This window comes from Novosphingobium indicum (assembly GCF_014645195.1).
In the GTDB taxonomy this organism is placed as follows: Bacteria; Pseudomonadota; Alphaproteobacteria; order Sphingomonadales; family Sphingomonadaceae; genus Novosphingobium; species Novosphingobium indicum.
On record NZ_BMLK01000003.1, the window covers coordinates 100,354 to 127,296 of the forward strand.

Consider the following 26,943-nt stretch of genomic DNA (forward strand, 5'->3'; position numbering starts at 1 on the left):
GACCAAGACGCTCCCGTCCCGCGGCATCCGCAGTCGGCGGGCGCAATCTTTTCAAAAGCTTCCAGCCTGCGTCCAGGTCACCTCCGGACAATTTCCCGCATCCCCGACTGCAGATCGTGCGTGCGCACGGTGTCGGCATATCAACGCGCGCGTGTCTCTGCAGAGCTATTCGGCCAGTCCCTCGTCGCGTCGGGCCCATGCCTTCCATGCGCTCGCCCGCAGCTATCTGGCGCTTACACTGTCGTTGATCCGGTAAGTGGCGACAAAGCCGAGATGGTCGGAAAGGTCGAAGCCGCCATTGGCGAGGCCGAACGGTACATCGACGTTGCCCAGTTCGAGTTGCGATCCCCGCGCAGGGCGGAAGTACTGCTTGTCCTTGGCGCGCTGTTCGACCGCGACGAAATCCGCATTCTGCTTCGTGGCGAGCGGGCTGGAGGCGGCTACCGTGGCTATCGCTTCGCGCCCTTGTGGCAGGAACCCGCCGTCCCGGCTGGCAGCGGCGCGCCGTATCGGATCGTGCCCGATGTTGAAGTCTCCGCCGAACACGATGTCCTCGTCCGGCCCGGTTTGCTGCGCGACGAAGCGGCGTACCGCAGCAGCCTGCCAGGAATAGGCGGCATTGGCCCGCCGGACCGATACGCCCGAGGCATGGCGCGAGTTGAGGTGGGTGTCGATCACCGTGACGGGCTTTGCAGAGCCAGGCACGGCGATCTTTGCCAGGAGGACGCCCTTGGCCGCGAGACAGTCGAACCCGGCACAGGCATCCTGCGGGAAGGCCATCTTTCGGGTGGCGAGGATGGGATAATCGGACAGGATCACCAATCCGCTGCCGAGCCACTTGCCTTCGTCTTCTCCCTTGGCCCAGCTTGCGTTCTGCCGGAAGTCGTCACCCAGCGATGCAGTGGGGGATGCCGAGGCGTCCTCCGGCTGGGGGCCGACGGCTGCATAGGGGTACCCGCCTTCCGCGCCAATCGCCTTGGCATCGGAAATGAAGGCTTCCTGCAAGAGGACGACATGCGGCTGCTTGCCGATGCGGCGCAGTTCGCCGAGGCGCCGTCCGATTTCGGCCAGCGCGGCCGGTCGGCCCAGAGCCACCGGACGCGGCAGGCCCTTCACGTTCCAGGTCATCACCGACAGTGCCGGCTGACCACCATCAAAGGACTGGTGCCGAACAGATACGGTGGCGGCGACGACAGCCGCAGGCGCGCCCTTCGGGACGTAGGCGGCGAGCATCAGGACCGTGGCGGCAGCGACGACCGGGCGGAGGAACTTCATCGGGTGCTTTTCCGTCTTGCAATGTTCCTTCGACGCCGTAGCCCTGCGGCTTCCTCAGTTTCGTTCTGCGTTGAACCGGCGATTGGAACGAAATGCATGTCGCGAAAGAATTTTTCCGCGGCGCGACTGCGGAAGCGGCATGCCAGCGGCGTCAGGCACGCATGCGCATCGGCTTTCTGTTCAACCACGACCAGATCCATCAGGTAGCTCACAGTCTGCCCATCGCCCTGGCTCTGGAGCGGGGCGGCTTTTCCGGCGACATCGTCGTTGCCACGACGACCCCGGCGCTGGCTGCCGAAGTGCGGCGGATCGGCGGGGAGACGATCGGGACGCGGATCGAGCATGTGGAGCTGGCAACGTCGGGCTTTTCGCGCGGGCTGGATGCGGTCCTGGGCAAGCTGTTGCCCGCGCAAAAACTCCTCATCTACAAGGATAATCTGGATTTCTTTCGCGCTCTGGACGTACTCGTCGTCGCCGAGAAGACCTCGCTCCTGCTCAAGACCCGCTACGGGCTGAAGGATCTCGCTATCGTGCATACCCGGCACGGCGCAGGCGACCGGGCCATAGGTTTCAACAAGGCCAGCGCCGGATTCGACCACGTGCTGTGTTCAGGACCGAAGATCCGCGATCGGTTGATCCGCGAAGCCGGTGTCGCGCCGGACGCGATCTCGGTGGTGGGCTATCCGAAGTTCGATCTGTTGCGCGACGCCAAGCGCCACCGGTTCCTGCCCACGGCCGAAAAGGTCGTGCTTTACAACCCGCACCCGTCCCCGCACCTCTCGTCGTGGTACCGGCACGGGCGTCAGGTGTTCGACAGCTTTCTGGACAACCCGCGCTACGGGATCATTTTCGCTCCCCACGTCATGCTGTTCCAGCGCAATTTCGTGGTGACCATCGACAAGCTCACGGTCGATAGTGCCGGTGCCATTCCGCAGCGCTACCTGCGCGGAGACAACGTGAAGATCGATCTCGGCAGCAGGGCGTCGACCGATATGACTTACACGCTTGCGGCGGACATCTACCTCGGCGATGCCAGCAGTCAGGTCTACGAGTTTCTCCTGCAGCCGCGCCCCTGCATCTTCCTCAATTCGCATCGGCACGACTGGATGGGCGACCCCAACTTCCGCCATTGGGAAGCGGGGGAGGTCATCGTCAGCCCGGACCAGATTCCCGCCGCGCTGGCACGGGCGGAAGATCTCCACGAAACGCACTACCGGGCGGTTCAGGAAGAGATGTTCGCCGAGAGCTTTCACATCACCGGCACCCCCTCGGACGTCCGCGCCGCGGAGGCCATTGTCGAATTTGCGCATGGCCGGAAGAAGGCGCGCCCGCATCTCAGGCTCGTCGGCGCATAAGGTGGGCACCGGAAAAGAGCATGCCATTTACGGCCAGCACCGCGCCGCCCAGGGGGCAAGAGCACGCGGACCGGGAGTGCGAGGTGTCTGCTGAAGCCAGCCCGGCGGGCAATCGGATCCGCCGCATATTCAAGGGACTGGGACTGGTCCTTGGCGGAAAGGCCGGGGCAGGACTCATCAGCCTGCTCTATCTGCTGCTGGCAACCCGCTATCTGGGTCCGGCCGACTATGGCGTGCTGGTGCTGGTCCATGCCTATACCACCACCGTTTGCGGCATCATCGAGTTTCCCTCGTGGCAGGCGATCCTGCGCTACGGCGCGGAGGCGGATCGCGACGGCGGCACGCACCGCTTGGGCAGGCTGTTGCGTTTCGGCGCGGCGGTGGAACTGATCGGGGGCGCTTTCGCCATCGTCTCGGCCATGGTGCTGGCCCCCCTTGTCGGGCCGCATCTGGGCTGGTCTGCCAAGGCGCTGGCCTTTGCCCCTTTCTACGCCTTTGCCGTGCTCGGGTCGGTGCGCTCCTCCCCGGCGGGATACCTGCAACTGATCGGCCGGTTCGACCTGATCGGCCTGCACAATCTGGTGCAGCCGCTCGTCCGTCTTGGCGGCGCGGCGATCGTGATCGGATTCGGTTGGGGGCTCAGGTCCTTCCTCGTTGCCTGGCTGCTCGCTGCCCTGGCCGAGTTCGCGGTGCTGTGGAGCATGGGGCTGTGGTTTGCCGCCCGGCGGTTCGGCCCCGGACTTTGGAAGCCGGAGCCGGGAGACGTGCGCCTCGAGAATCCGGGGATCTGGCGTTTCCTTATCGCCAGCAATGCAGATGTGACGCTCCGCGATCTTGCGGGCCGCGTCGCCCCGCTGATCGTCGGCTGGGTTCTCGGGCCGGCTGCGGCGGGTCTTTATTCCGTGGCCCAGCGGGCGACGGTCATCATCGCGCAGCCCGCGCAGATCCTCGGCAATACTTCCTACGCGGAACTCTCCCACATCGTCGCGGAGGGCGGCGACGGACGTTCGCTGCGCCAGACGGTTGCCAAGGTCGTCGGGATCAGCCTGCTGGCCGCGCTGCCGGTAGTGCTGATCGTCGCGCTCTTGCCGCAGGCGATTGTCGGGCTGCTGGCCGGCGCTGCCTTTGCGGGTGCGGCCCCGGTCATGGTCGTGCTCGTTGTCGCGCGAGCCATCGGCCTGATCGGTCCTCCCTGCAGCGCCGCCATATCCGCGCTCGGGCATCCCGAGCGTTCGATGAGCGCAAATCTCTTCTCCAGCCTTGTCTTCCTGCCGGCACTGCCCTGGTTGCTGCATAGCTTCGGCCTGATGGGGGCAGGGATACAGGCCGTCGGGCAGGCTATGCTCGCGAGCGCCTTGCTCGTGGTGCTGACCTGGCGCGGCAGCGGACGGATGCGATGACCCGTCCGCGCATCGCTTATGTCATCAACTCGCTCGAAGGCGGGGGCGCTGCCTTGCCCGTACCCGCCATTGCTCAAGTGCTGCGCGACGCGGGTGCGGATGTGCGCGTCTTCGCCCTGCTAGAGCGGGACGGACGGGCCTTGCCTCCGATTGCGCAGGCCGGGCTCGATCCTGTCATCCGCACGGGAGGGACGGGCGATCACCTGTCTGCAGCCCTGTGGCTCAGACGAGAGGTGCAGGGCTGGGGCGCGACTCACCTGTGGACCTCGCTCAGCCGCGCGACGATCCTCGGCCTGATCGTCGGCCCCCTGTTGGGGCTGCCCGTGATCGCATGGCAGCACAATGCCTTCCTCAATCCGTGGAACCGCCGGTTGTTGCGATTGCTGCAGAAGCGCGCGGCTCTATGGGTGGCCGATTCCCGTTCGGTCGCCGCGCTGACCGAGCAGCGCCTTGGCGTGCGATCGGAGCGGCTAGAAACCTGGCCGATATACTTCGCCGATCCCGAAATGCCCGAAGCCCGGCCATGGACACCCGGAGAGCCTCTGCGGCTGGGCAGCCTCGGCCGCCTGCATCCCGCAAAGGGCTACGATGTGCTCATCGCTGCGCTGGCAACACTGCGCGCCTCCGGCTTCGAACCGCCGGTGCCGATTGAAATTGCCGTTGCCGGCGATGGCGCGGAAGGCGAGCGCCTGAAGGCACAGGCGGCGGAAGCCGGGGTGATCGGCCTGACGCTGGCCGGCTACACCGCGCAGCCGCGGGAGTTTCTCGCTGGCCAGCACCTCTATCTGCAGCCCTCGCGAGCAGAGGGCTTTTGCATCGCCGCGCATGAAGCCCTTACCGCCGGTCTGCCTGTCATCGGCGCGCGCGTAGGCGAGATGCCGCATTCGATCGTTCCCGGCGAGACGGGATGGCTGGTCGATCCTGGCGATATGAACTCGCTGGCCGGGGCCTTGCGGGAGGCGCTTTCCGCGCCCGGAGCATTCGCTGCGATGGGCTCGGCGGCGCGCACCTCGATGTTCGCGCGATTTTCCAAGGAGCAGTTTGCCGCGACTGGCGAGCGGATCTGGCGCACTGTCTTTCCGCGTAACGCCTATCTCAGGTAAACAGCATCCACAGACCCATGGCGAACATCATCACGTTCTCGGTCAGCGAAACGAACCCGAGCGGAACGTTCGATCCGCCACCGACGCAGGCGCACTTCAGTTCGCGCTTCTGCACATAGACCGCATAGAACACGGAAACAGCACCTACGCCGCCGATGAACAGGGCAATCGGTACCGAGATCCAGTCGAAGGCATGGGCGACCATCAGTACACCGGCCAGCCCCTCGCCGAACGGGTAGAGATAGGCATAGGGCACCCAGCGCCGGGCCAGGAGATCGTACCCCAGGAACATCGTGGCGAAGCTGCCGACATCCAGCAGCTTCTGGATTGCGAGCAGGCACATCGAGATCGCAATGAACAGCTCCGCAGTCAGCACCGACAGGAGTACCCCCGCAAGCAGCCAACTGACTGCCAATGCCATGAGCGCGCCCATGCCGAAGATGGCGATGACCGGTTTATAGCTGGTGGCATCGGGGTCCTTCACAGGCTTGCCGAAGTACTCGCGAAGCTCTTCGTACCCGCCGACGCGCTGCCCGCCGATGAAAGTCTGCGGGGTTGTCTTCACACCGTACTTGTCTCTGAACGCGTCGGTTTCCTCGCGCGTGGTCAGGTGGTGATCGTCGACCTCGTACCCCTGTTTTTTGAGCAGATGTACCGTCTTGAGGCCGAAGGGGCAGACGTGCTTTTCCATCACCATGCGATAGACGGTCGCGGTCTTTTCGTTGGTGGTCGGGACAGAGCTCATATCGTTCATGGTTTCACCTTCTCGAAAGACTCAACGGCCTCATGGCAGGTGGGTTCCTTGAGGTTGGTGCGGCCCCAACACGATTGCCAGGCCGGGTGTCGGTGGGTACGCTCGACACGAGCAATCGGGCGCGATTTTCGCGGAATGGGTGATCCTTGAACTACGCACAGAATGCGTCTTATCCGAACGCGTGATGCAGTCTCCACGCGAAGCCTTGTCACGCGGTGATCTGCCAGCCGCAGGAGCGGCAGCGCAGGCCCTGATCCAGTCCCGTCCGCAGGATGCGGAAGGCTATTTCGTCCTGGCCATGGTGGCTGCCGAAGCCGGGCAGATGGGGCAGGCGCTGCCGATGTTAGACAAGGCGCTCGCGCTAGATCCCGACAACACCGAGTATCTGGCCCAGCAGGCGCGGCTGCTTATTCTCCTGCGGCGCGACGGGCAGGCCGCCGAGGTGGCGCGTCGCGTGCTTGAAAAGGGCAGCGACGATCCGCGCACGCTCGATACCGTGGGATGCGTTCTGGCGCGGCTGGGCGATCACGAAACGTCGGTTGCGCCGTTCGAACAGGCCGTCGCCCGCGAACCGGCCAATCTGGATTATCGCTACAATCTGGCGGCTGCCTGCGGGTTCACCGGACGCGTCGATGCGGCGCGCGAACACTACGAAGCCATTCTGGCCGCCGATCCCGGCAATGCCCGCAGCCATTACGGGCTCGCGATCCTGTCACGCCAGACGCAGGAGGCGAACCACGTTCCGCGCCTCGAACGCGCGGTCGCCAATGCCCACAACCCGCAGGACCTTGTCCGCTTGCGTTATGCGCTGGCCAAGGAACTGGAGGACATCGGCGAAGCACCGAAAGCCTTCGCCACGCTGTCCGTCGCCAATGCCGATTACAAGCGGCAGATCCGCTACGATTTTGCGCAGGATGAAGCGATCTTCGATGCGATAGAGGCGGCCTTCACCTCGGCCGTCACTGCGCCTTCAGCGGGTCTGCCCGATGCGTCGTCGATCTTCGTGGTCGGCATGCCGCGCACGGGGACGACACTGGTAGACCGTATCCTCTCCTCGCACCCGGAGGTGGCCTCGTCGGGAGAGCTTCAGGCGATGCCGCTGGCGGTCAAGCAGGTGTCCGGTACGCGCTCGCGGCAGGTCATCGATCCCGAGACGGCGCGTGCGGCCATGGCCGCCGACCCTGCGGAGATCGGCAAGCTCTATCTGGCCCGCGCCGCCCATCACCGGCCAACCGAGGCCACGCGCTATGTCGACAAGTTGCCGGCCAATTTCCTGCACGTCGGCCATATCGTCCGCAGCCTGCCGAATGCGCGGATCGTCTGCCTGCGCCGCAATCCGATGGACACGGTCTGGAGCAACTTCCGCAATCTCTTCGCGACCCAGTCCGCCTACTACGCCTATTCCTACGATCTGCTGGACACGGCGCGCTACTACGCCCGGTTCGACCGGCTCATGGCATTCTGGGACCGGCTCTATCCGGGGCGCGTGCTGCAGTTCAGCTACGAGGCGCTGGTGAACGATCAGGAGGTCGAGTCCCGCCGCCTGCTGGAGCACTGCGGCCTCTCGTGGGATCCGGCCTGCCTGGCCTTCCATGAGAACCAGGCTGCCGTCGCCACCCCCAGCGCTGCCCAGGTGCGGCGTAGCCTCAATGCCGATGGCGTCGGCCGCTGGAAGACCCATGCCGATGGCATGGCCGAAGTCGGCGCCTTTTTTGCCGAACGCGGCATTTCCATAGACTGAGCATTGCGCGCCGAATGCGGGGCGGCGCGTCATTTATGCTTACGAATAGGCGTGTCCCATGAAAAAGGCGGCACCGCTTGCGCGATGCCGCCCTTCCAGTGTTGGCGACCGGGTGCGACCCGCAGGCGCTCAGTACTTGATGCGCGCTTCCAGGCCGATGACCCGCGGCGTGGCGACACTCTGCGCATAGTAGCGCGAGATGACACCATCGTTCACGAGATTGCGGCGCGTCAGGTCGTTGCTGACGCCGGTAAGCGCGTACTTGTCGAAGATGTTGTTCGCGAAGAGCGCCACTTCGAAGTTCTCGGCCTTGTAGGTGATGTTGGCGCGATGCATCACGTAGGACGGAAGGCGCTCGCCGCCGCCGCGCAGGCCGGTACGGGTGTAGATGCCGCCCATGTAGGTGGCGGTCCAGCCCAGCATGACCGAGTTCAGACCGACCGGGAATTCGTAGGTCGCGCCAAGCGCACCGGAATTCTTGGTCGAGCCCGGCAGGCGGTCGCCCGAATAGACATCGACCAGATCGCCTCCGGCAATCGAAAGCAGCGCGAGCACGTCCTCGGTCAGGTGGGCATCGAGGTACGAGTAGTTGCCGCGAATGTTGAAGCCCGGGAACGGGTTGGCATTGAACGAGAAGTCGATACCCTTCGATACCGCCGTACCACCATTGACGGTGATGCCGATGGCGCCGTTAACCGTCTGGCCGGCCAGCTGAATGCCGTTCCAGCCCACGCGGTAGCCCGAAAGGCTGAACGAAAGCCGCTTGTCGAACAGCTGGGCGCGCACACCCAGTTCGGCGTTCTTCACCTTGTCGGGGCCGAAATCCAGTTCGTTCTCGAGAGCGCAGAGGTTCTGGCCCGGCGGGAGCGGCAGGACGCATGGAGCGACGCGGTTCACGCCGCCGATACGGTAACCGGTCGAGTAGGTGCCCCAGAACATCAGGTCGGGCGTCACGTTCCACGAAGCGTTGATCTTGTAGACCAGGCCGTCGTCGGCGGTCGAACCCGAGCGCGAACGGTAGTCGTCCTGCCAGTAGGGCAGGTAGCTGCCGCCGTCGATCCACGCATCGTACTTGTAGTAGCGCAGACCGCCGGTGATCTGGATGTCGGGCGTGAAGTGCCAGGTGGCCTCGCCGTAGAGACCCTTTTCGTCGGTCTTGGTGCGGACGTACGAGGAGTATTCGTGGTCCTCGGTGCCGATATCGACGCCCCAGTTTTCCAGCGCCCAGGCGCCGAAGCCCGGCGTGTATTCGTCGTAGTTTGAGCGGTAGTTCTGGCGGTTCCAGAACGCGCCGGCCACGAAGCTGAGCGGGCTGTCGAAGGTCGAGACCAGTCGCACCTCGTTGGTGTACTCGTACTGCTTCTGGTTCGACTGATTGAAGCTCGAGAAGGCCGGGAACAGCTCGTAGTCGTAGTCGAGGTCGAGCAGCAGGTCGGTGTTGTCGCCACGGTAGGCCGTCTTGCGCTGGGTATAGGCCGAGACGAAGACCACATCCATGAAGTCGGCCACGTTGCCGGTTGCTTCGAGCGAGATGAGCTGGCCTTCGCGCGTGGCCGGCTCGAGGTAGCGCCACGGACCTTCGTACTTGCCTTCGCCGACAACGCCGCCGCCGGTTGCCTGACGGCCGCCGGTCTTGGTCTTCTGGTAGGCGTAAGTGACGTAGATCTGGAAGTCGTCGCTCACGAACCCGAGCTGGTTACGCGACGTGAACGTGTGATCGTAGTTCACGTCCTTGGATCCGGTGAAGTTGGCGGCCTGGTCTTCCGCGCTGCCCAGCGGGTTGGAGACCGGACCCGGCTGCGGCAGCGAGGTGCCCGGCGTCTGCAGCAGGTAGGGATAGTCGATGAAGCCCGGCGTCGAGTAGTAGCCGGTCGTCGTGCGGAATGCGATCTGCTCGGCGAGCGGGATGTTCAGCGTGGCGTGGCCGGAATAGCCGACGTCGCTCGAGTGGGCCATGTCGAAAACGCGGCCGCTCGCTTCGACGCTGAACTTCGAGGGATCGGGACGGTTGGGCATGTAGCGCATGGCGCCGGCGAGCGTGCCGAGACCGTAGAGTGTGCCTTGCGGGCCGAGCAGGACTTCGACGCGGCTCATGTCGATGAGCTTGAAGTCGTAGTACATCGGCACTTCGCCGAGATACATGCCGATGGCGCTGTCGCCGTTGGCGCCGCCGCCGGCGGCGGTGTCGTCGGCCGAGAGACCGCGCATGACGATCGTGCCCGATGCACGCGCGCCGTTATCGATGACGGTCAGGCCCGGCGTGAAGGCGCTCAGGTCACGCATGTCCTGGATCTGTTCGCGTTCCAGCTGATCCGCACCGATCGCCGAGATGTTGATCGGCGTTTCGAGCAGCGTGGTGTCGCGGCGTGTAGCCGAGACGATGATCTCGCCGTTGCCGAAGCTGGCATCGGGCGATTCCTGCGCGAATGCCGGCGTTGCGAGTGCCGTGCTGGTGAAAATGGTCGCGGACAAAAGTCCGGCCCTCAACTTGGTGCGATGTGACATATGCTGCCCCCCTTTTAGGTTAAAGTTGTCCCGTGCCCTGGAAGCGCCGCCTCAGGACCGGATGGTTGTTGCATTGAGGATTCCGATGCGTTGCCCGGGCCACCATGAGCAGGAATTCGGTGGCCGCGCGCGCCGCGGTACTTCTTGGACGTCCGTCGAGGAGTGCGATCCCTTTCACCTCGATCAGGCGTCGCGATTCAATGTGCCTTGTGCGTCGTCTGGTTGCTTTTTGCCTTTATGCGGTCGATCATTGGCTGGAACGGGAACATGAACTGCTCCCAGATTGACAAGCGCTTCCGCTCGTCCTGTCCGACGATGGCCGATTCGCCCTCGCGGTACGTCCCGAGAACGCGATCGATGAGGATCAGCGAATTGGCGTAGTTGCAGCGGGTGCTTTCGTAATCGGTCGAATGATGAAGGCTGTGATGCCGGATCGTCGTGAAGAAGAACGAGTATAACAGCGGAGGATTGGCGCGCACGTTGGCGTGCGCGTAGGTCGACACCACCGCGAGGACGTTGAGCGCGCAGAATATCGCAGCCGTATCGAAATCGAGCAGGGCGACGACGCTGAGGCTGATGAGGAAGAGCTCGATGGGATTGCCCACGTAGCCCTTCATGGCATTGAGCTGGGTGATATGGTGATGCGGCGCATGGGTCAGCCAGAACGGATGCGAGTTGTGCATCACGCGGTGCATCCAGTACTGACCAAACTCGATCAGGAACACCACGATTGCGGCTTGCACGAGGAATGGCAGGGTCATCAGCCATTCGGTGGAAATGCCCAGCGACGCCTTGGCCGCGCGCAGCGGCGCTTCGGCGAGGGCTTCCGTCACCCATGCGATGACCGTGAAGCTGAGAATGACGTAGAAGAAGTCGGTGGCGAACTCGGTCCAGGTCATGCGCCAGCCGGCGTGCCGTTCGAAAACCCACTCGAGTGCAAGGACGAATGCCACGGTGGCGGCGATGGCGATTACCAGAGTCCAGGGATTGTCGAGCACTGCCTGCGGCGCAAAGGCCCAGAACATGACAACGGCTACGACAGTCGCAGGCGGCAGCAGGTTGACGAGCAACCGCTTGATCCTACCCTCATTCTGTTCGGCCGCCGCTTCCGCGGTGCGATTCCCGGCAGTCGGTTTCCCGTCGCTGGAATGCGTGCTGTTGGCCGGCAGTTGATCCATCGAAAATCTCCCCTATCGAGCCGGAAAACGGCTCAATGCTCCAGATCTTCTCTCCCTGTAGATGTCGCTCTGCCAGGCGATGAGCCACACGGTATCGATATTACGCTTTGCGTCAAGCGTATTAATTCCGCACCGCGTCATTCGTATGGTGCGTTGCAAAAATGCCAGTGAATCCTGCGGTCGTCACGGATGGTCGGGCCGATGGCAGCGGCCGGGACGGTTGTCGCTCCCGGGTTATCTGCCGATCAAGCAGCTGCCTTTGCGCAGGTATCGATTCGTGAAATGGCCGTCATAAGGATTTAGGAGTCAGCCTGCAGGGTGCCCGAACTGCAGGTGCGCCGGTACGAGCAGGAACAAATCGCCGCAGATGGGCTTGTGAACCTGATGCCAATGTTTGGGCGGCAACCCGATCTGCGGAGTGTGCCCGGATATTAAAAGGCTTTAAAGCGGTAATATCGGTGCGTGGACTTGAGTGCCGATTTTTGGCAAGGGTGCCGAAATTCGCTTCGGATCTCCTCGAAAAGGACGAAAGCAGACAATTGATGACAGCGACAGGACTTGAGAGGACCGCAGCATGAGCACCGACAACGGCAATCTGGCGCGTCTCAGCATGAGCCTTCCTGCCGAACTGTTCCGGAAGCTCGATGTCATGGTCGAGGAACGCGGCCTCCCGTCCCGGTCGCAGTTGATCGCGGAACTGATTCGCCATGCGCTTGCCGACCATGAAGCCCGGACCCGTCCGGACGACATGCTCGCGGGCACGATCACGCTGGTATATCGCGGGGATCGCGGGCGCGTGCGCCAGCAGCTTGCCGAGAGCCAGGCCGAGTACCTGAAGGAAGTCATTTCCTCGCAGCACGTCTTTCTGGAGGATGACCAGTCGCTCGAAGTGCTGCTCGTTCAGGGACCGGCGGTGCGGCTGGACGAGCTCTGTGATGCCCTGCGCAGCATCCGCGGCGTGCAGCAACTCCAGCTTGTCACCACGACCGCGCTGCTGCCGCCCCTGCACGAACAGGGCCGCCTGCGCAGCGATGCGGGCAAGGCGCGCCAGACCCAGGCGGGCAAGAACGGCAGGGGCAAGACGGCCCGGTCGGCTGCTGCCGGTCGCGACAGCGACGAGGAACGCGCTACAGCGAAGAAGGTCGCGGAGCCGCTGGCGCTCTAGGCCCGCGCTTTCGATTTCCGACAAGAGGTTTCGTACTCCGGCATGACGATGGCGCGGCAGCAGTGCCGCGCGGCCGCTACGCTTTAGCGAGCTGTGTCGGGTTCGATGCTGCCATCGTGCCTTCCTGCATAACTCCGCCAGCCTGATTCGCGCTTGACGGTCGATAGTGCCGCCGCAGCGCCGGGCGGGTACTGCACACGCTTCCCTTATATGCGCGAGGTATTACCAAAAATTTTGCGCGTAATAATTTTTCGATGGACATGCCTGCCAATTCACGCAATGCTGCACTGCGAAAGGGGACCCGTCATGATCGTATCGATCCGCAAGGCAGCCATGATTGCAGCGATGGCTGGAGCATTGCTCGCCACTGCTTGTTCGAAGCCCTCCGAAGAGGCTTCGGAGGCACGGCAGGAGTTCAATATTGGCTGGTCGATCTACGCGGGCTGGATGCCCTGGCCCTACGCGCAGCAGGCCGGCATCGTTAAGAAGTGGGCCGACAAGTACGGCATCAAGATCAACATCGTTCAGGTGAACGACTACGTCGAATCGGTGAACCAGTACACGGCCGGCAAGCTGGACGGCGTGACGGTCGCCAACATGGATGCCCTGACGATCCCCGCCGCCGGCGGCAAGGATACCAGCGCCATCATCGTCGGCGACTACTCCAACGGCAACGACGGCGTCATGCTCAAGGGCTCCGGCGATCTGAAGGCGATCAAGGGCAAACAGGTCAATCTCGTTGAACTTTCGGTTTCGCACTACCTGCTGGCGCGTGCGCTGAACTCGGTAGGCATGACGATGCGCGACGTGAAGACCGTGAACACAGCCGACGCAGATATCGTGGGCGCTTTTGCCACGCCCGACGTGCAGGCCGCCGTAGCCTGGAACCCGCAGCTTCTGGCGATGAAGGAGCAGCCCGGCGCGCGCGAGGTGTTCAGCTCCGCCGACATTCCGGGCGAGATCGTCGACCTGCTTGTGGTCGATACAGGCACGATCAAGGCAAACCCCAAGCTGGGCAAGGCGCTGGCCGGCATCTGGTACGAAACCGTGGCCCTGATGCAGCAGCAGGACGAGGCGGGCAAGAAGGCGCGCGCGGCGATGGCCAAGCTGGCCGGCGCTACGCCCGAGGCCTTCGACAAGCAGCTCAAGACGACTTACCTCTATGCCGATCCCAAGGAAGCCGTCGCGGCGACGTCCTCGCCGGACCTCGTCACGACGATGACCCGGGTGCGCGACTTCAGCTTTTCCAAGGGGTTGTTCCAGAACGCTGAGTCTGCCGATGCAGTGGGCATGGCGTTTCCGGGCGGCAAGACGCTCGGCGATCCCCAGAACGTGACGCTGCGTTTCGACGAGAGCTACATGCAGCTCGCCGCCGACGGCAAGCTCTGAGCATCCTTTCTCCGCAAACAAAGGTGATGAGCCGGTTATGCGCTGGGTAAATCGTCAAGTCCGGCGAAGCGATCGCCTCATGCTCGGGGCGCTGCCGATCCTGCTTCTGGTGGTGGTCTATCTCCTCCTCGCAGTGAGCCGTCATGCCGAGAATCCGGCGGACAAGATCCTGCCGCTGCCCGGCGCCATGGCCGAGAGCATGTACGGCCTGATCTTCCAGCCTGACCAGCTCTCGGGTCAGCTGATATTCTGGGCCGATACGCTGGCAAGCCTGCAACGGCTCGGCCTCGGCGTCGGAATTTCGACGCTGGCGGCGATCACGATCGGGCTCGCGCTCGGTATCCTGCCGCCGATCCGCGCGACCTTCGGGCCGCTGGTGACCGGCATCGCCGTGATCCCGCCGATCGCGCTGCTGCCGATCCTCTTCATTGCCCTGGGGCTTGGCGAGACGGCCAAGGTCGGCCTGATCGTGGTCGGCATTGCCCCGGTCATGATCCGCGACATCGCGGCGCACGTCGGCGAATTGCCCAGAGAGCAGATCATCAAGGCGCAGACGTTGGGCGCGAGCAGCTGGCAGGTGATGATCCGGGTCGCGCTGCCGCAGGCCATGCCACGGCTCATCCATGCGATGCGCATGGCGCTCGGTCCCGCCTGGGTCTTCCTGATCTCGGCAGAGGCCATCGCCTCCGATGTCGGGCTCGGGTACCGGATCTTCCTTGTCAGGCGCTACCTCGCGATGGACGTCATCCTGCCCTACGTGGCCTGGATTGCCCTGCTGGCGATCACCATGGACATGATCCTCTCGTTCGCCAGCCGCCGCTTGTTTCCCTGGGCACATGGAGTAGGCCATTGAGCACGCTCCTCACCCTGCGCGACGTCTGGGTCGAGTACGGCGACAAGATCGTCATCGAGAAGCTCGATCTCGATATCGCCGAACAGTCCTTCGTCTCGGTCGTCGGCCCCTCGGGGGCGGGCAAGAGCAGCTTTCTGCGGCTTATCCTCGGCCAGGAAGCGCCGACGCGCGGGCGGATCGAACTCGATGGAACCCCGCTCGTCCCCGAATGCGGGCCCGACCGCGGTGTCGTCTTCCAGCGCTATTCAGTTTTCCCGCACCTCTCGGTGCTGCGAAACACCATGTTCGGACTCGAATGCCCCAAGGCGCCGTTGTCCGGGCGGCTGTTCGGATCGGCACGGCGGGCGGCGCGCGACGAAGCGGCCGCCATGCTGGAAGCGGTCGGACTGGGCGACAGCTTCGACCTCTATCCGGCGCAGATGTCCGGCGGCATGCAGCAGCGGCTGGCGATCGCGCAGGCGCTCGTGCAGCGTCCGCGCATCCTGCTGCTCGACGAACCTTTCGGCGCGCTCGACCCGGGGATTCGAGCGGACATGCACGCGCTGATCACCCGTCTGTGGCGCGATTATTCGCTGACGATCGTCATGGTGACCCACGACATCCGGGAAGCCTTTACGCTCGGAACCCGCGTTCTGGCGCTCGATAAGCGCCGCCATGATCCCCATGCGCCCCACCGTTTCGGCGCGACCGTGGTTTACGATCTTCCGCTCGACAAGCCGGTCGACGCTCCGGAGGACAAAGATCACAGTATTACCATTGACGAAAATGGTAATAATTGAGAGAGGGTGCATATGAGCTCCGAATCCTCAAATCTGGCACGGCTGAGCATGAGCCTTCCGGCGGATCTCTTCCGGCAGCTCGATACCATGGTTGCCGAACGCGATCTGCCGTCGCGCTCCCAGTTGATCGCCGAACTCATCCGCCACGCGCTGGCGGAGCACGAATCGCTGACGCGTCCCGACGAGATGCTCGCCGGCACGATTACGCTGGTCTACCGCGGTGAGCGCGGCCGCGTGCGGCACCTGCTTTCGCAGACCCAGGCGAGTTACCTCAAGGAGGTGATCTCCTCGCAGCATGTCTTCCTTGAAGACGATCAATCCCTCGAAGTCATGCTCGTGCAGGGCCCGGCCGTCCGGCTGAAGGAACTGTGCGATGCCATCCGGCGCGTGAGGGGGATGCAGCAACTGGAGCTCGTCACCACGACTTCCCTCATGCCGCCGCTCTACGAACAGGACGGCAGCGATTCCAATTCGATCGGAGCCACTGCATGACCGAGACTTTGGCCAACCCCCTTGCCGCCCGCGATCACGCCCGCGCCATGGAAGGGACTGTAACCGAGAGCATGCCGATATTGCCCCCGGTGGCGGACGATCTTCCGCCCGGGGTGGCCGCTGAAGATCTGCTCTGGGAAGAGACGATCGCGGCGGGCGGATATGCCTCCCGGGGCCTCTCGCGTGGCACGCGGCTGCGGCTGATCGACCTCAAGGGCGATGCCTGTGCCTCGCTGCAGGTCTTCAATGCCGAAATGCCGACCGAGCGGCTCAACGTCGCGGATACGGTGAAGGTGCAGTGGAACGCCTATCTCGACAAGGGCAAGCTGCTGCTGTCCGACATGGGCCGTGTGCTCCTGAGCATCGAGGAAGACGACGCCGGCACGCACGACTGCTTCAGCGGCACGTCCAATGCGGTGACCAACGCCGCCAAATACGGCGATGGCCGTAACAGCGGGCCGCATCCCAACGGCCGCGACCGCTTCCAGCTCGGGGCTGCCAAGCATGGTCTCGGCCGCCGCGACGTTCATCCCTGCGTGACGCTGTTCAAGGGCATCAAGGTCGAGCCGGACGGCAAGATGGTTCCGATAATCGGGCCGTTCGATCCGGGGCGCACCGTCGTGTTGCGGGCTGAAATGGACGTGATCGTGGTGATCGCGAACTGCCCGCACGTGCTCGATCCGCGCGAGGAATGGACGGTCACGCCCTTGCGCGCCACCGCGTGGCGCGGTCCGGTCACGCCCGAAAACGATCCGATCCGCAACGACACGCCTGAAGGCCTGCGCGCTTTCAAGAACGTCGAAGACTACTACCGTCGCTGAAAGGACTGGCTGCAATGAACGCCGATACTTATCTGGCCAATCTTCCCGGCGCTGTCGTTCATGACGAGGTCGTGCCGGCCATGGCGCCCTGGCTGTACCATATTGCTGCCGGGCAGACGCTGCGCATAGTCGATCTTGAAGGCAATCAGGCCGTCGACTTCCTGCTCTATGCCGAAGCGGACGATACCGAGCGCTATAGCGCGCAAGACACGGTTGCGGCGCAGGGCAACCTGTTCCTGCGTACCGGCACCGTGCTCCGCTCCAACGAGGGCCGGCCGATGATGACCATCACCGACACTTCGGTCGCCTATCACGACACGATCGGCGGTGCCTGTTCCTGCGAATCCAACACGCTGCGCTACGGCCATCACACCAAGGCCCAGCACGCCTGTGTCGAGAACTTCCTGGAGGCGAATCTGACCGAGGGCCGCAACAAGCGCGACATCGTCTCCAACATCAACTTCTTCATGAACGTGCCGGTCGAGGACGATGGATCGCTAGGAATTGTCGATGGCATTTCCGCGCCGGGGCTCACGGTAGACCTGCGTGCCGAGATGGACGTGATCGTGGTTGTTTCCAACTGCCCGCAGATCAACAATCCCTGCAACGGCTTCAACCCCACCCCCGTACGCATGATCGTCGCCGCATGAGTTTTGACACGGTCCTGATCGCAAACCGGGGCGCGATCGCAACACGTATCATTCGTACACTGCGCGACATGGGCCTGCGCTCGGTCGCCGTCTATTCGGAGGCGGACGAAGGCTCGCTCCATGTTTCGCAAGCCGACGACGCGGTGTGCATCGGCGGCGCACGGGCATCGGACAGCTACCTCAACATTCCGGCGATCATCGAGGCCGCGCGCGCGACCGGGGCAGGGGCCATTCACCCCGGCTACGGTTTCCTTGCCGAAAACATCGAGTTTGCCGAAGCCTGTGCGGAAGCGGGGATCGTCTTCATCGGTCCGACGCCGGACAATATCCGCACTTTCGGCCTGAAGCATAGCGCCCGCGCGCTCGCCGCGGCGCACGACGTGCCGCTGGCTCCGGGCACCGAGCTGCTCACGAGCGAGGCCGAGGCCGTCAAGGGCGCGCGCGAGATCGGTTATCCGATCATGCTCAAGGCCACCGCCGGCGGCGGCGGCATCGGCATGCGCGTGTGCGAGACCGAGGAGGACGTGCGCGAAGGCTTCGCCGCCGTCGCGCGTCAGGGCATGAGCAACTTCGGCGATGCCGGTGTCTTCCTCGAACGCTTCGTGCGCCGCGCTCGGCACATCGAAGTGCAGTTGTTCGGCGACGGCCAGGGCCGCGTCATGGCGCTTGGCGAGCGCGACTGCTCGCTGCAGCGCCGTAACCAGAAGGTCGTCGAGGAAGCGCCCGCGCCGCTGCTGCCCGGTCACGTCCGCAGCGAACTCATCGCTTCGGCCGTGCGCCTGGGTGAGGCCGCGCAGTACCGCTCGGCGGGTACGGTCGAATTCCTCTACGATGCTGACAACGAGGAGTTCTTCTTCCTTGAGATGAACACCCGCCTCCAGGTCGAGCATGGCGTGACCGAGGCGGTGCTGGGCATCGATCTGGTCGAATGGATGGTGCGCGGTGCGGCAGGCGATTACGCCTTCCTCGATCAGGAGCTTGCGCCGCCCAAGGGCCATGCGGTCCAGCTGCGTCTCTACGCCGAGGACCCTTCGCTCGATTACCGGCCCACGTCTGGCACACTGACCAACGTCGAGTTCCCCGAAGGTATTCGCGTCGAGACATGGTGCGCGGCGGGCAACGAAGTCACCTCCTGGTACGACCCGATGCTGGCCAAGCTGATCGTCCATGCGCCCAGCCGCGAAGAGGCGGTTCGCACCGCACAGGCGGCAGCCGACAAGAGCCGGATCGACGGCATCGAGACCAACTTGCGCTGGCTGCGGGACGTCACGCGCTCGTTCGAGTTCGTCAGCGGCATGGTCTCGACCCGCGTTCTCGACGAGATCGCCTATTATCCGAACTGCTTCCGCGTGATCAGCGGCGGCACGGCGACGACCGTGCAGGACTGGCCGGGCCGGCAGAACTACTGGTCGGTCGGCGTTCCGCCTTCGGGGCCGATGGACGACCAGTCCTTCCGTATCGGTAACCGCCTGCTGGGCAATGCCGAAGGAACGCCGGGGCTCGAAGTCACGGTGACCGGCCCGACGCTGGCCTTCGTTTCGGCGACGCGCATCTGCCTGACGGGTGCCGATTTCGGCGCCACGCTGGATGGTGCGCCGGTGCCGCTTGGGGAGCCGGTCGATGTTGCCGCTGGCCAGACGCTCGCCATGGGCCGCGCCTCGCGCGGCGGCATGCGCGGCTATATCCTGTTCGCGGGCGGGCTCGACATTGCCCCCTATCTCGGGAGCTGCAGCACGTTCGAACTGGGGCAGTTCGGCGGCCACGCCGCGCGCCGGTTGCTGGCAGGCGACACCCTGCACTTCGCTGACGGAAGCACGGATGCTGCACTGCCATCGGTGGAACTGCCGCAGATCTCGAACGAGTGGACCTTGCGCGTGCTCTACGGCCCGCACGGCGCGCCGGATTTCTTCACCGACGAGGACATCGCCACTTTCGTCGCGGCCGAATGGCAGGTCCACTACAACAGCAACCGCACCGGCGTCCGTCTGATCGGCCCCAAGCCGCACTGGGCGCGCACCGACGGCGGCGAGGCGGGCCTGCACCCCTCGAACATCCACGACAATGCCTATGCCATCGGCGCGGTCGATTTCACCGGCGACATGCCGATCATCCTCGGCCCCGACGGCCCGTCGCTCGGCGGTTTCGTCTGTCCGTTCGTGATCATCGCCGCCGATCGCTGGAAAATAGGGCAGCTCACGCCCGGCGACAAGATCCGCTTCGCGCCGGTGAGCATCGAGGACGCCGCCGCCGCTGATGAGGCGCAGCGCACGCTGATGGCGACCGGTGCGGCTTCGATGCCCGGCCCCGTGCGCGATGTGACACGGCTCTCGCCCATTCTCGCCGAGATCGCCGAGGGGCCGGGACGTCCGCGCACATTCTACCGGCAGCAGGGCGACCGCAATATTCTCGTCGAGTATGGCCCGATCGTGCTCGATGTCGAACTGCGCATCCGCGTCCATGCGCTGATGACCGAACTGGAGCGGATGGCCCTGCCCGGTATCATCGACATCGTTCCGGGTATCCGCTCGCTGCAGGTCCACTTCGATGGCGATTTGCTCGACCAGCGCGCGACGCTGACGGCCCTGATCGACGCCGAGGAGCGGCTGGGCGATCTGGAAGACTTCTCTATCCCCTCGCGTATCGTCCATCTGCCGCTCAGCTGGCGCGATCCGGCCACGATCGAGACGATCCAGAAGTACATGGGCGCCGTCCGCGACGATGCGCCCTGGTGCCCGGACAACATCGAATTCATTCGTCGAATCAATGGACTGCCGGATGCGGACGCCGTCGAAAACCTGATTTTCGATGCCAACTATCTCGTGTTCGGTCTGGGCGACGTCTATCTCGGCGCGCCTGTGGCGACCCCGGTCGATCCCCGGCATCGGCTGGTGACCACCAAGTACAATCCCGCGCGCACATGGACGCCGCCCAACGTCGTGGGCATCGGCGGCGCCTATATGTGCATCTACGGGATGGAAGGACCGGGCGGGTACCAGCTCTTCGGCCGGACCATCCAGGTGTGGAACACCTACCGCCAGACCGATGCGTTCATCGAAGGCAAGCCTTGGCTGCTGCGCTTTTTCGATCAGATTCGGTTCTACCCGGTCAGCGCCGACGAACTGACCGAATGGCGCCGCGAATTCCCGAACGGTCGCCGGTCGATCAAGATAGAGCCGTCCGAGTTCCGTTTGGCGGACTACCGCGCCTTCGTTGCCGAGAATGCGGAGTCCATCGCGGAGTTCGAAGCGCGGCGGCAGGAAGCCTTCGACGAGGAACGCGCCGAGTGGCAGCGCCGCGGCGAGTTCGACCGCATCACCGAGCCCGAAGTGGTCGAGGATGCGCAGGCTGGCGCCATCGATCTGCCCGACGGGGCCGATCTGATCGAGGCGCCTTACGGCGGCGTCGTCTCCAAGCTGCTCGTGGCAGCCGGAGACGAAGTGAACGCAGGCGACCGGATCGCCGTGATCGAGGCCATGAAAATGGAAGCGCCGGTGGAAAGCCCCGGATCGGGCACTGTCGCCGCGCTCTACATGCAGGAAGGAAAGTCGTTGCAACCCGGAGCACCGATGCTGGCTCTCACGAGGCGCTCATGATCGATCTGGACCGTCGCAGCGCGACCCAGATCGCCGCCGCCGTCAATTTGGGAAAGTTGAGTGCGGTCGCCGTGGCCGAGGAAACGCTCGCCCGCGCCGAGGCCTACGACGCGATCCAGCCGCAGATCTGGATCAGCCGGGCGACGCGCGAGCAGTTTCTCGAAGCCGCCAAGGCCGTCGATGCCCGCGTGGCAGCCGGGGAAACGCTGCCGCTGGCCGGCGTGCCCTTCGCTGCGAAAGACAACATCGACGTGGCCGGTTTCGAGACGACGGCTGCCTGTCCCGCCTTCGCCTATCGTCCCGAGGCATCGGCAGGCGTCATCGAGCGGCTGACGGCAGCCGGTGCGCTGTGTCTGGGCAAGACCAACCTTGACCAGTTCGCCACTGGCCTCAACGGTTCGCGCAGCCCTTACGGCATTCCGCGCAATGCCTATAATCTCGCTTATGTGAGCGGTGGATCGAGTTCCGGATCGTCGGTCGCCGTGGCGGCCGGTCTGGTGCCTTTCGCGCTCGGTACGGACACGGCCGGCTCCGGCCGCGTGCCGGCAGCGTTCAACCATCTTGTCGGGTTCAAGCCGACCAAGGGCCGCTGGAGCGCGCGCGGCCTCGTACCGGCGTGCCGCACGCTGGACTGCATCACCGTCTTCACCGACGACACCGCCGACGCCAGGCTCATCGATGAGGTGATCGCCAGCTTCGATCAGGAAGACCCGTTCTCGAAGGCGCTGGCAGACGCGCCGGTCAAACCCCGGACCTTCGGTGTGCCGCGCCGCGATCAGCGCAATTTCTTCGGCGATCTCGAGTCCGAATATTTCTACGATCGCGCACTCGAAAAGCTCGCGGAGCTGGGCGAGATCGTCGAGATCGACTACGCTCCGCTGCAAGAAGCCGCGCTCCTGCTCTACGGCGGCCCCTGGGTTGCGGAGCGCACTGCCGCCATGGCGGACATCCTGGCGACCAACCCGGAAGCCGTGGATCCGACCGTCCGCGAAGTCGTCGAAAAAGGCGTGCCGATGACGGCTGTCGACCTCTTCAACGGCATCTACCGCCTTGCAGAGCTGAAGCGCTATGCCGACACGCTCTGGTCCGAGATCGACGTCATGGTCTTTCCCACCGCCGGAACGACCTACCGCGTTGCGGAAATGCTGGCGGCGCCGGTTGCGCTCAACAGCAACCTCGGGGCCTACACCAATTTCGTCAACCTGCTCGACATGGCCGCGCTGGCCGTGCCTGCCGGCATTCGCGCAAACGGCACCGGGTTCGGCATCACGTTCATCGGCCCCGCCGATACCGACCGCGCGCTTCTCGATGTGGCCGACAGCTACCTTGCGATCACCAATCTTCCATCGCCGCCGCCACTCGATCTGGAGGGAAAGATGCAGACCGTGAAACTCGCCGTCGTCGGCGCACACCTCAAGGACATGCCGTTGCACTGGCAGCTCACCTCGCGCGATGCGACGTTCGTGGGCGCCTTCGAAACGGCGCCGAACTACCGTCTCTATGCCATGGCGGACAGCGTCCCGCCCAAGCCCGCGCTCGTTCACAGTGAGGATGGCGCGGCCATCAAGGTAGAAGTCTACGAGCTGGGCGTGGCCGAGTTCGGCAGCTTCGTCGCCGAAGTGCCGCCGCCGCTGGCCATCGGCACCGTAACCCTTGCCGACGGTAGCAGCGTCAAGGGCTTCGTCTCCGAACCGCGCGCCACCGAGGGCGCCGAAGACGTCACCGCGCTCGGTGGCTGGCGCGCTTACATCGCGCAGCTTGCCTGACAGCTTCCACCGCACTTCATTGCCGCAAGACCGAAGAGGGATACGATGAACAAGCTCAAGCTTACTTTGCTCACCGCCACGGCCGGCCTTGCGGCAGCCTCGCAGCCCGCGCTTGCAGAGGGCGAGCAGGTTATCACCGTGCCCGGCTTCGCCGACTTCCTCGCCGTCGATGGCGAGACGGTCTGGACCACCAACAAGGGCCGGGTCGAAGTCTGGTCGCGCTCGGGCAAGCTCGGTGAAGTCGCGATGGAGCGTCCGTGCGGAACCATGGCCATCTCGCACGGCTCGCTCTGGGTCGCCGAATGCATTGGCGGCACGCTCAACAAGGTCAACATCCGCACGTCGGAACTGATCAAGTCGCTCCCGACCGGCATTGCCAACCGCCAGGGTGAAATGAATGTCGTCGCGGGCGCCGGCTCGGTCTGGCTTGCCACCGACAACGCCGGCGTCGTCTCGCGTATCGATCCCGAAACCGATGAAGTGATCGCCTCGGTCAAGGTCGATCCCGGTACGTGGTATCTGGCCTTCGGTTTCGGCTCGGTCTGGGCCGTCAGCGCGGAAAAGCAGAGCCTGCAGCGCATCGACCCGGCAACCAACACCGTCGTCGGTACCACGCCGCTCGGCACGCAGCCCGGCTTCCTCGCGGCCGGTGAAGGCGCCGTGTGGGTGCAAGAACAGGGCGACGGCACGCTTGCGCGGGTCGATCCCGAAACCGGCGAAGTGACCGAGCGCATCAAGGTGGGCGACAACCTCAAGTGGGGCGATGTCGATACCGGCGGCGGCAAGGTCTGGCTGCGCACGACCGACGATCAGGTCTTCGTGATCATCGATGCCGAAACCAACGCAATCGACGCCCGCCTGGGCAAACCTGCCGGGAGCGGCGCCCTGCGCTATACCGATACCGGCGTCTGGACGACGGCGCATGACGAGCACACGCTGACATGGTGGCCGACCTCCGTATTGGTGGCCGCCGATACCGAGAAATAGCGCCTGAAAGGCGTTACCCGGTGCCAGGTACAAAGAACGGCCGGATCCATCGGGTCCGGCCGTAATCATGTGGGCGGTGGTTATAATTCGCGGCCGGAACCAGGCAGCCAAAAAGGCGCCGCGATGCGCCAGTCCAAGGACGGACGCATCGCGGCTTAGTGCCGGCAGGTATCTGCTAGATCAGGGTAATTCGAAACTGATGCCTGGCAGCGTAAATATATTACGAAATCAGTCAACCGTAATAATTCGATGTATTGCGGGTATGAACACACCGGATGCGCAAGAGTTTCGTCGCGCAGGCCCCTGCCACATTTCACCGCTTGCGGCGTTTTTGAAAGCGGTTGGAAATTGAAGCGAAGCTGGAGGTGAAGGGAATTTAATTCCCTCGTTATTCTTCCATATTTTCATAGCCTTGCCGCCGAAGGGCCAAAAAAGAGCCCCCAATGAGGGCCGGGAATATTTTGGCTGCAATTGGATTGCCATGGACTGGGATGGCTGCGATTCGCTTTGCGAACGCCCTTGAAGGAATGGAAAGCTCAATCCTTCATCCATGGCCTGCGAGCCACGCCCGCGGTTCTGTAAGTCGGCAGGGATCAACGCCCGCCGGCTCGACCACTCGCGCAGCTGCTCGGTGGAGAGACCGGTCAGGCTCGTCGCTCTGCGCGTAGTCACAAGCCGCACCAATCCACCTCTCTACTTCGGGCATGAAACCCGATTTCCCGAGAACGGGTATCACACCCGACTTATTCATGAAAGTTCTTGCTTAGGCGGTTGTAGAGAGCCGACGAAAGCTGTGTCTCGTTGGGGACGCCAGCTGATATTGCGGTTCCGAGCAGTCGGCATGGTCATTCCCCACCGTTGCAACGCCTCAGTCGTCGATCGGCGCGAAAATCTCGCCGTATCCGCTGCGGATGGCAACGCAGTCCGGGCAGAGCCGCAGCGAGGGAACGCCCGGCATAGCCTCGGCACCGTTGACGATCAGGAAGTCGTCGGCGGTGTCGCCGCACGACGAGCAGCCGGCCGCGCTACCGGCAGCTTTGATGTTCATCCGGGCGATCACGCCGAGCCGAGGCTCAACCCGGTCGATAATGGAGAACCACCATTCCGTGTGCGGGACGATGCGCTGCAACTCCGTCTTGGCATCCGGCGGGTAGCGGCGACGAAGCCATTCGAGCGCCACCGTCCGACGCATGTGGTCGTTCTGAACAAGCTGGCGATACAGCTGGACGAGCTGCGCGGTCGTGCGTCGGGGGTTGGCCTGCATCGCGCGTTCGTAGTGCGCAAGGTTCACTGCGAACCGCAGGCCGCCGGTGTGGTATTCGCGGATCGTCGCGATGCAGTATCCACGTATCTCCACGACCGTCCGGTCGTTCATCGCGGCCTCCATCTCGGCCAAGTCGTAGTGCCATGGATTGACCGCGAAGTCGTTCCGCCAGATGTCCAGGTAACCCGTGTCGCGATACGCCCGTGCGATGACATCGTCGTGCTCGGGATGGGCCTGCACGAAGGCATCGAGGTCGTTAAAGTTCTCGATCGACGGATCGAGCGCGCGTGCAGCGGCCAAGATCGCATTCTGGGCGTCGTGGGTCGCGACGATTGGATTGGCGCGCGCCGCCCACGCCTCCAACTCACTCTCGCCCACGATCTCAAGCATGTCGGGCACCTCGACTAGAAGCGAGCTGACACGCAGGTCGTCGGGGCTGCAGTAATCGGGATCAGGAACGAGCTGGACGCCCGCCGCGGCATACGCGCGGGCGACGAGCCGCGAGCAGAACATCTGCTTCGAGCGCGGCTTGGGTCCGCCGGTCACTGTGCGCGCCGCCTCGATCTGCGAATAACGGGTGCCGATCTCCGACCTCGCGAACTCGACGATTGCCTGCAGCGCGAGCTGGTCAGGTGGTTCCCGTAACCGGAGCACGATCACCGTGTCCTCGGCCCCGTAGAGTTCGCGCTGGATGTTGCTCGCCTGCACCCCGGCATCGGTGGAATCGATGGTCGCCCCGTACTGCACGCAGATCATCGCATGTGAGACTTCGCCCTTAGTCGCACGGCGCACGACCTTACCGACTTTTCCTAGCGTTGGCGGAATCCGCTATCGCAAGATGATCACTCCCTGGTTGCCACTGTTCCTGGATGACCAGATCAAGTTGAACGACTTCGGTGCCAGCGATTACATCATCACCCAGCTAGCCGAATTCGGCTGGAACGCCGAGCTTTGGAAGGCGCGCGGCGAACTTTTCCGAGCTCGAGGTAACCAGCGCGATCTTGTACATGCAGCCCGGTTTTACGAGAACGCCATCGACCTCGATCCAACCCTGGCGTCCGCATATCGCGGCCTGGGGCTTTGCCTTTTCAAGACAGGGCGCCGCTCGGAAGGGCAGAGAGCTCTGAAAACATATCTTGAACTGAAGCCTGAAGCTGAAGATGCGGGCATGGTCCGGCTGATGCTTCCGAAGGAGGCGACGCAATGAAGTACTTTGGATGGATCCTCGCGGTTACTGCGCTATTCAGTGTGGCTGCGCCAGCATATGCTCACAAGCTGTGTTCAAGTGGCGAAACTGTCGATGTTGCAAAGTCTGACGTACACGTCACACCAGCTCGGGATTGGAACCGGTTGAGTGGCCGGCCCGGCAAACATGCCGAGGTTTGGACGCTCGACGGCGAGCAGTTGAACGATGTTACGTTTTTCGCGGATGTTCCTCCAGGCGAGCCGCTCGTCAAGGATCGAAACAAGAAGCGCGATCCGCTTCCCAAGTTCACCAAGTCGACGCTTCTAGTGGAGATCCCGGATCTACTGGAGGGGACATACCGGACCTACAAGAATGTGGCCTCATTCGACGTCCTCTCGATCGATCCCACCAGGTTTCTCGGCTGTGACGGAGTGATCTTCACCTACCGGTTCGTTGACGATGACCAACTCACCCGGAAAGGCGAAGCCCGAGCAGCCATCATTGATGGCAAACTCTATATGATCACTTTCGATGCGCCCCGCCTGCACTACTACGATACGGTCATTGGCGACTTTCGGCAGCTTGCCGACTCAGCGATTTTGAAATGACTCATACTGTCGTCAACCGAAATGATCGGCTCGCCTGTTCCAAGCCGCCCATTCGCCTCAAGGCCAAGATTGTCTTTTT

General features: G+C 63.7%; 20 protein-coding genes and 1 pseudogene. 16 read left to right on the plus strand and 5 right to left on the minus strand.

The window, feature by feature from the left end; genetic code table 11:
• Positions 1-222 precede the first annotated feature (222 nt).
• Positions 223-1,275: an endonuclease/exonuclease/phosphatase family protein gene (locus IEX64_RS03760; protein WP_229710050.1), complete on the minus strand. Its 1,053-nt coding sequence runs from the start codon at positions 1,273-1,275 to the stop codon at positions 223-225.
• 161 nt (positions 1,276-1,436) lie between these two features.
• Between IEX64_RS03760 and IEX64_RS03765 the strand changes: the two genes are divergently transcribed.
• The 3 genes from IEX64_RS03765 (at position 1,437) to IEX64_RS03775 (ending at position 5,133) form a co-directional block, all read left to right on the plus strand.
• Positions 1,437-2,630, plus strand: a complete 1,194-nt coding sequence (locus tag IEX64_RS03765) for a CDP-glycerol glycerophosphotransferase family protein (protein WP_188818348.1) — start codon at positions 1,437-1,439, stop codon at positions 2,628-2,630.
• An 83-nt stretch (positions 2,631-2,713) separates the two neighbouring features.
• Positions 2,714-4,030 (plus strand): lipopolysaccharide biosynthesis protein, encoded by a 1,317-nt coding sequence (locus IEX64_RS03770; protein ID WP_229710051.1) that lies wholly within the window; start codon positions 2,714-2,716, stop codon positions 4,028-4,030.
• On the plus strand, positions 4,027-5,133 hold the full coding sequence (locus IEX64_RS03775) for a glycosyltransferase (RefSeq protein WP_188818350.1): 1,107 nt from the start codon (positions 4,027-4,029) through the stop codon (positions 5,131-5,133). The genes IEX64_RS03770 and IEX64_RS03775 overlap by 4 nt, the downstream gene beginning before the upstream one ends.
• On the opposite strand, the gene IEX64_RS03780 is transcribed toward IEX64_RS03775, so the two are convergent.
• Positions 5,126-5,887 (minus strand): glutaredoxin family protein, encoded by a 762-nt coding sequence (locus IEX64_RS03780; protein ID WP_444544065.1) that lies wholly within the window; start codon positions 5,885-5,887, stop codon positions 5,126-5,128. The two genes, IEX64_RS03775 and IEX64_RS03780, sit on opposite strands and share 8 nt — an antisense overlap.
• Positions 5,888-6,071: 184 nt before the next feature.
• Here IEX64_RS03780 and IEX64_RS03785 point away from each other — a divergent pair, with 184 nt between their 5' ends.
• Positions 6,072-7,628: a tetratricopeptide repeat-containing sulfotransferase family protein gene (locus IEX64_RS03785; protein WP_188818351.1), complete on the plus strand. Its 1,557-nt coding sequence runs from the start codon at positions 6,072-6,074 to the stop codon at positions 7,626-7,628.
• A gap of 129 nt (positions 7,629-7,757) precedes the next feature.
• Here the strand turns inward: IEX64_RS03785 and IEX64_RS03790 are convergent, their stop codons facing one another.
• A complete protein-coding gene (locus tag IEX64_RS03790; protein ID WP_188818352.1) occupies positions 7,758-10,133 on the minus strand; it encodes a TonB-dependent receptor in 2,376 nt (791 codons plus the stop codon).
• Between the two features lie 197 nt (positions 10,134-10,330).
• Complete coding sequence (locus IEX64_RS03795; protein WP_188818353.1) at positions 10,331-11,311, minus strand: sterol desaturase family protein; 981 nt, start codon at positions 11,309-11,311, stop codon at positions 10,331-10,333.
• A 574-nt stretch (positions 11,312-11,885) separates the two neighbouring features.
• Here IEX64_RS03795 and IEX64_RS03800 point away from each other — a divergent pair.
• From IEX64_RS03800 to IEX64_RS03845, 10 genes and pseudogenes are all read left to right on the plus strand, one after another.
• A pseudogene (locus IEX64_RS03800) lies at positions 11,886-12,326 on the plus strand (CopG family ribbon-helix-helix protein); the annotation flags it as partial.
• A 456-nt stretch (positions 12,327-12,782) separates the two neighbouring features.
• Positions 12,783-13,865, plus strand: a complete 1,083-nt coding sequence (locus IEX64_RS03805) for a putative urea ABC transporter substrate-binding protein (RefSeq protein WP_188818355.1) — start codon at positions 12,783-12,785, stop codon at positions 13,863-13,865.
• A 37-nt stretch (positions 13,866-13,902) separates the two neighbouring features.
• A complete protein-coding gene (locus IEX64_RS03810; protein WP_188818356.1) occupies positions 13,903-14,718 on the plus strand; it encodes an ABC transporter permease in 816 nt (271 codons plus the stop codon).
• On the plus strand, positions 14,715-15,497 hold the full coding sequence (locus tag IEX64_RS03815; RefSeq protein WP_188818357.1) for an ATP-binding cassette domain-containing protein: 783 nt from the start codon (positions 14,715-14,717) through the stop codon (positions 15,495-15,497). Before IEX64_RS03810 ends, IEX64_RS03815 begins: the two co-directional genes overlap by 4 nt.
• 12 nt (positions 15,498-15,509) lie before the next feature.
• Positions 15,510-15,989, plus strand: a complete 480-nt coding sequence (locus IEX64_RS03820) for a CopG family ribbon-helix-helix protein (protein WP_188818358.1) — start codon at positions 15,510-15,512, stop codon at positions 15,987-15,989.
• A complete protein-coding gene (locus IEX64_RS03825) occupies positions 15,986-16,810 on the plus strand; it encodes an urea amidolyase associated protein UAAP1 (RefSeq protein WP_188818359.1) in 825 nt (274 codons plus the stop codon). Before IEX64_RS03820 ends, IEX64_RS03825 begins: the two co-directional genes overlap by 4 nt.
• A gap of 14 nt (positions 16,811-16,824) precedes the next feature.
• Positions 16,825-17,460 (plus strand): urea amidolyase associated protein UAAP2, encoded by a 636-nt coding sequence (locus IEX64_RS03830; protein ID WP_188818360.1) that lies wholly within the window; start codon positions 16,825-16,827, stop codon positions 17,458-17,460.
• Positions 17,457-21,053 (plus strand): urea carboxylase, encoded by a 3,597-nt coding sequence (uca, locus tag IEX64_RS03835; RefSeq protein ID WP_188818361.1) that lies wholly within the window; start codon positions 17,457-17,459, stop codon positions 21,051-21,053. Before IEX64_RS03830 ends, uca begins: the two co-directional genes overlap by 4 nt.
• Positions 21,050-22,819 carry an allophanate hydrolase gene (atzF, locus tag IEX64_RS03840; RefSeq protein ID WP_188818362.1) on the plus strand — a complete coding sequence of 590 codons (1,770 nt, stop codon included), beginning with the start codon at positions 21,050-21,052 and terminating at the stop codon, positions 22,817-22,819. Before uca ends, atzF begins: the two co-directional genes overlap by 4 nt.
• A gap of 45 nt (positions 22,820-22,864) precedes the next feature.
• Positions 22,865-23,806, plus strand: a complete 942-nt coding sequence (locus tag IEX64_RS03845) for a Vgb family protein (RefSeq protein WP_188818363.1) — start codon at positions 22,865-22,867, stop codon at positions 23,804-23,806.
• A gap of 868 nt (positions 23,807-24,674) precedes the next feature.
• Here the strand turns inward: IEX64_RS03845 and IEX64_RS03850 are convergent.
• Complete coding sequence (locus IEX64_RS03850; protein ID WP_229710052.1) at positions 24,675-25,862, minus strand: YiiX/YebB-like N1pC/P60 family cysteine hydrolase; 1,188 nt, start codon at positions 25,860-25,862, stop codon at positions 24,675-24,677.
• A 46-nt stretch (positions 25,863-25,908) separates the two neighbouring features.
• Between IEX64_RS03850 and IEX64_RS03855 the strand changes: the two genes are divergently transcribed.
• Together IEX64_RS03855 and IEX64_RS03860 are read left to right on the plus strand one after the other, a co-directional pair.
• A complete protein-coding gene (locus IEX64_RS03855) occupies positions 25,909-26,277 on the plus strand; it encodes a tetratricopeptide repeat protein (protein WP_229710053.1) in 369 nt (122 codons plus the stop codon).
• Positions 26,274-26,864 carry a hypothetical protein gene (locus IEX64_RS03860; RefSeq protein WP_188818366.1) on the plus strand — a complete coding sequence of 197 codons (591 nt, stop codon included), beginning with the start codon at positions 26,274-26,276 and terminating at the stop codon, positions 26,862-26,864. Before IEX64_RS03855 ends, IEX64_RS03860 begins: the two co-directional genes overlap by 4 nt.
• Positions 26,865-26,943 lie beyond the last annotated feature (79 nt).

What these genes read in the sequence shown, in the direction of transcription:
- IEX64_RS03760 (WP_229710050.1), bottom strand. Translation starts at nt 1,275, where the DNA reads ATGAAGTTCCTCCGCCCGGTCGTCGCTGCCGCCACGGTCCTGATGCTC.
- IEX64_RS03765 (WP_188818348.1), top strand. Translation starts at nt 1,437, where the DNA reads ATGCGCATCGGCTTTCTGTTCAACCACGACCAGATCCATCAGGTAGCT.
- IEX64_RS03775 (WP_188818350.1), top strand. Translation starts at nt 4,027, where the DNA reads ATGACCCGTCCGCGCATCGCTTATGTCATCAACTCGCTCGAAGGCGGG.
- IEX64_RS03780 (WP_444544065.1), bottom strand. Translation starts at nt 5,887, where the DNA reads ATGAACGATATGAGCTCTGTCCCGACCACCAACGAAAAGACCGCGACC.
- IEX64_RS03785 (WP_188818351.1), top strand. Translation starts at nt 6,072, where the DNA reads ATGCAGTCTCCACGCGAAGCCTTGTCACGCGGTGATCTGCCAGCCGCA.
- IEX64_RS03790 (WP_188818352.1), bottom strand. Translation starts at nt 10,133, where the DNA reads ATGTCACATCGCACCAAGTTGAGGGCCGGACTTTTGTCCGCGACCATT.
- IEX64_RS03795 (WP_188818353.1), bottom strand. Translation starts at nt 11,311, where the DNA reads ATGGATCAACTGCCGGCCAACAGCACGCATTCCAGCGACGGGAAACCG.
- IEX64_RS03805 (WP_188818355.1), top strand. Translation starts at nt 12,783, where the DNA reads ATGATCGTATCGATCCGCAAGGCAGCCATGATTGCAGCGATGGCTGGA.
- IEX64_RS03810 (WP_188818356.1), top strand. Translation starts at nt 13,903, where the DNA reads ATGCGCTGGGTAAATCGTCAAGTCCGGCGAAGCGATCGCCTCATGCTC.
- IEX64_RS03820 (WP_188818358.1), top strand. Translation starts at nt 15,510, where the DNA reads ATGAGCTCCGAATCCTCAAATCTGGCACGGCTGAGCATGAGCCTTCCG.
- IEX64_RS03825 (WP_188818359.1), top strand. Translation starts at nt 15,986, where the DNA reads ATGACCGAGACTTTGGCCAACCCCCTTGCCGCCCGCGATCACGCCCGC.
- IEX64_RS03830 (WP_188818360.1), top strand. Translation starts at nt 16,825, where the DNA reads ATGAACGCCGATACTTATCTGGCCAATCTTCCCGGCGCTGTCGTTCAT.
- uca (WP_188818361.1), top strand. Translation starts at nt 17,457, where the DNA reads ATGAGTTTTGACACGGTCCTGATCGCAAACCGGGGCGCGATCGCAACA.
- atzF (WP_188818362.1), top strand. Translation starts at nt 21,050, where the DNA reads ATGATCGATCTGGACCGTCGCAGCGCGACCCAGATCGCCGCCGCCGTC.
- IEX64_RS03845 (WP_188818363.1), top strand. Translation starts at nt 22,865, where the DNA reads ATGAACAAGCTCAAGCTTACTTTGCTCACCGCCACGGCCGGCCTTGCG.
- IEX64_RS03855 (WP_229710053.1), top strand. Translation starts at nt 25,909, where the DNA reads ATGATCACTCCCTGGTTGCCACTGTTCCTGGATGACCAGATCAAGTTG.
- IEX64_RS03860 (WP_188818366.1), top strand. Translation starts at nt 26,274, where the DNA reads ATGAAGTACTTTGGATGGATCCTCGCGGTTACTGCGCTATTCAGTGTG.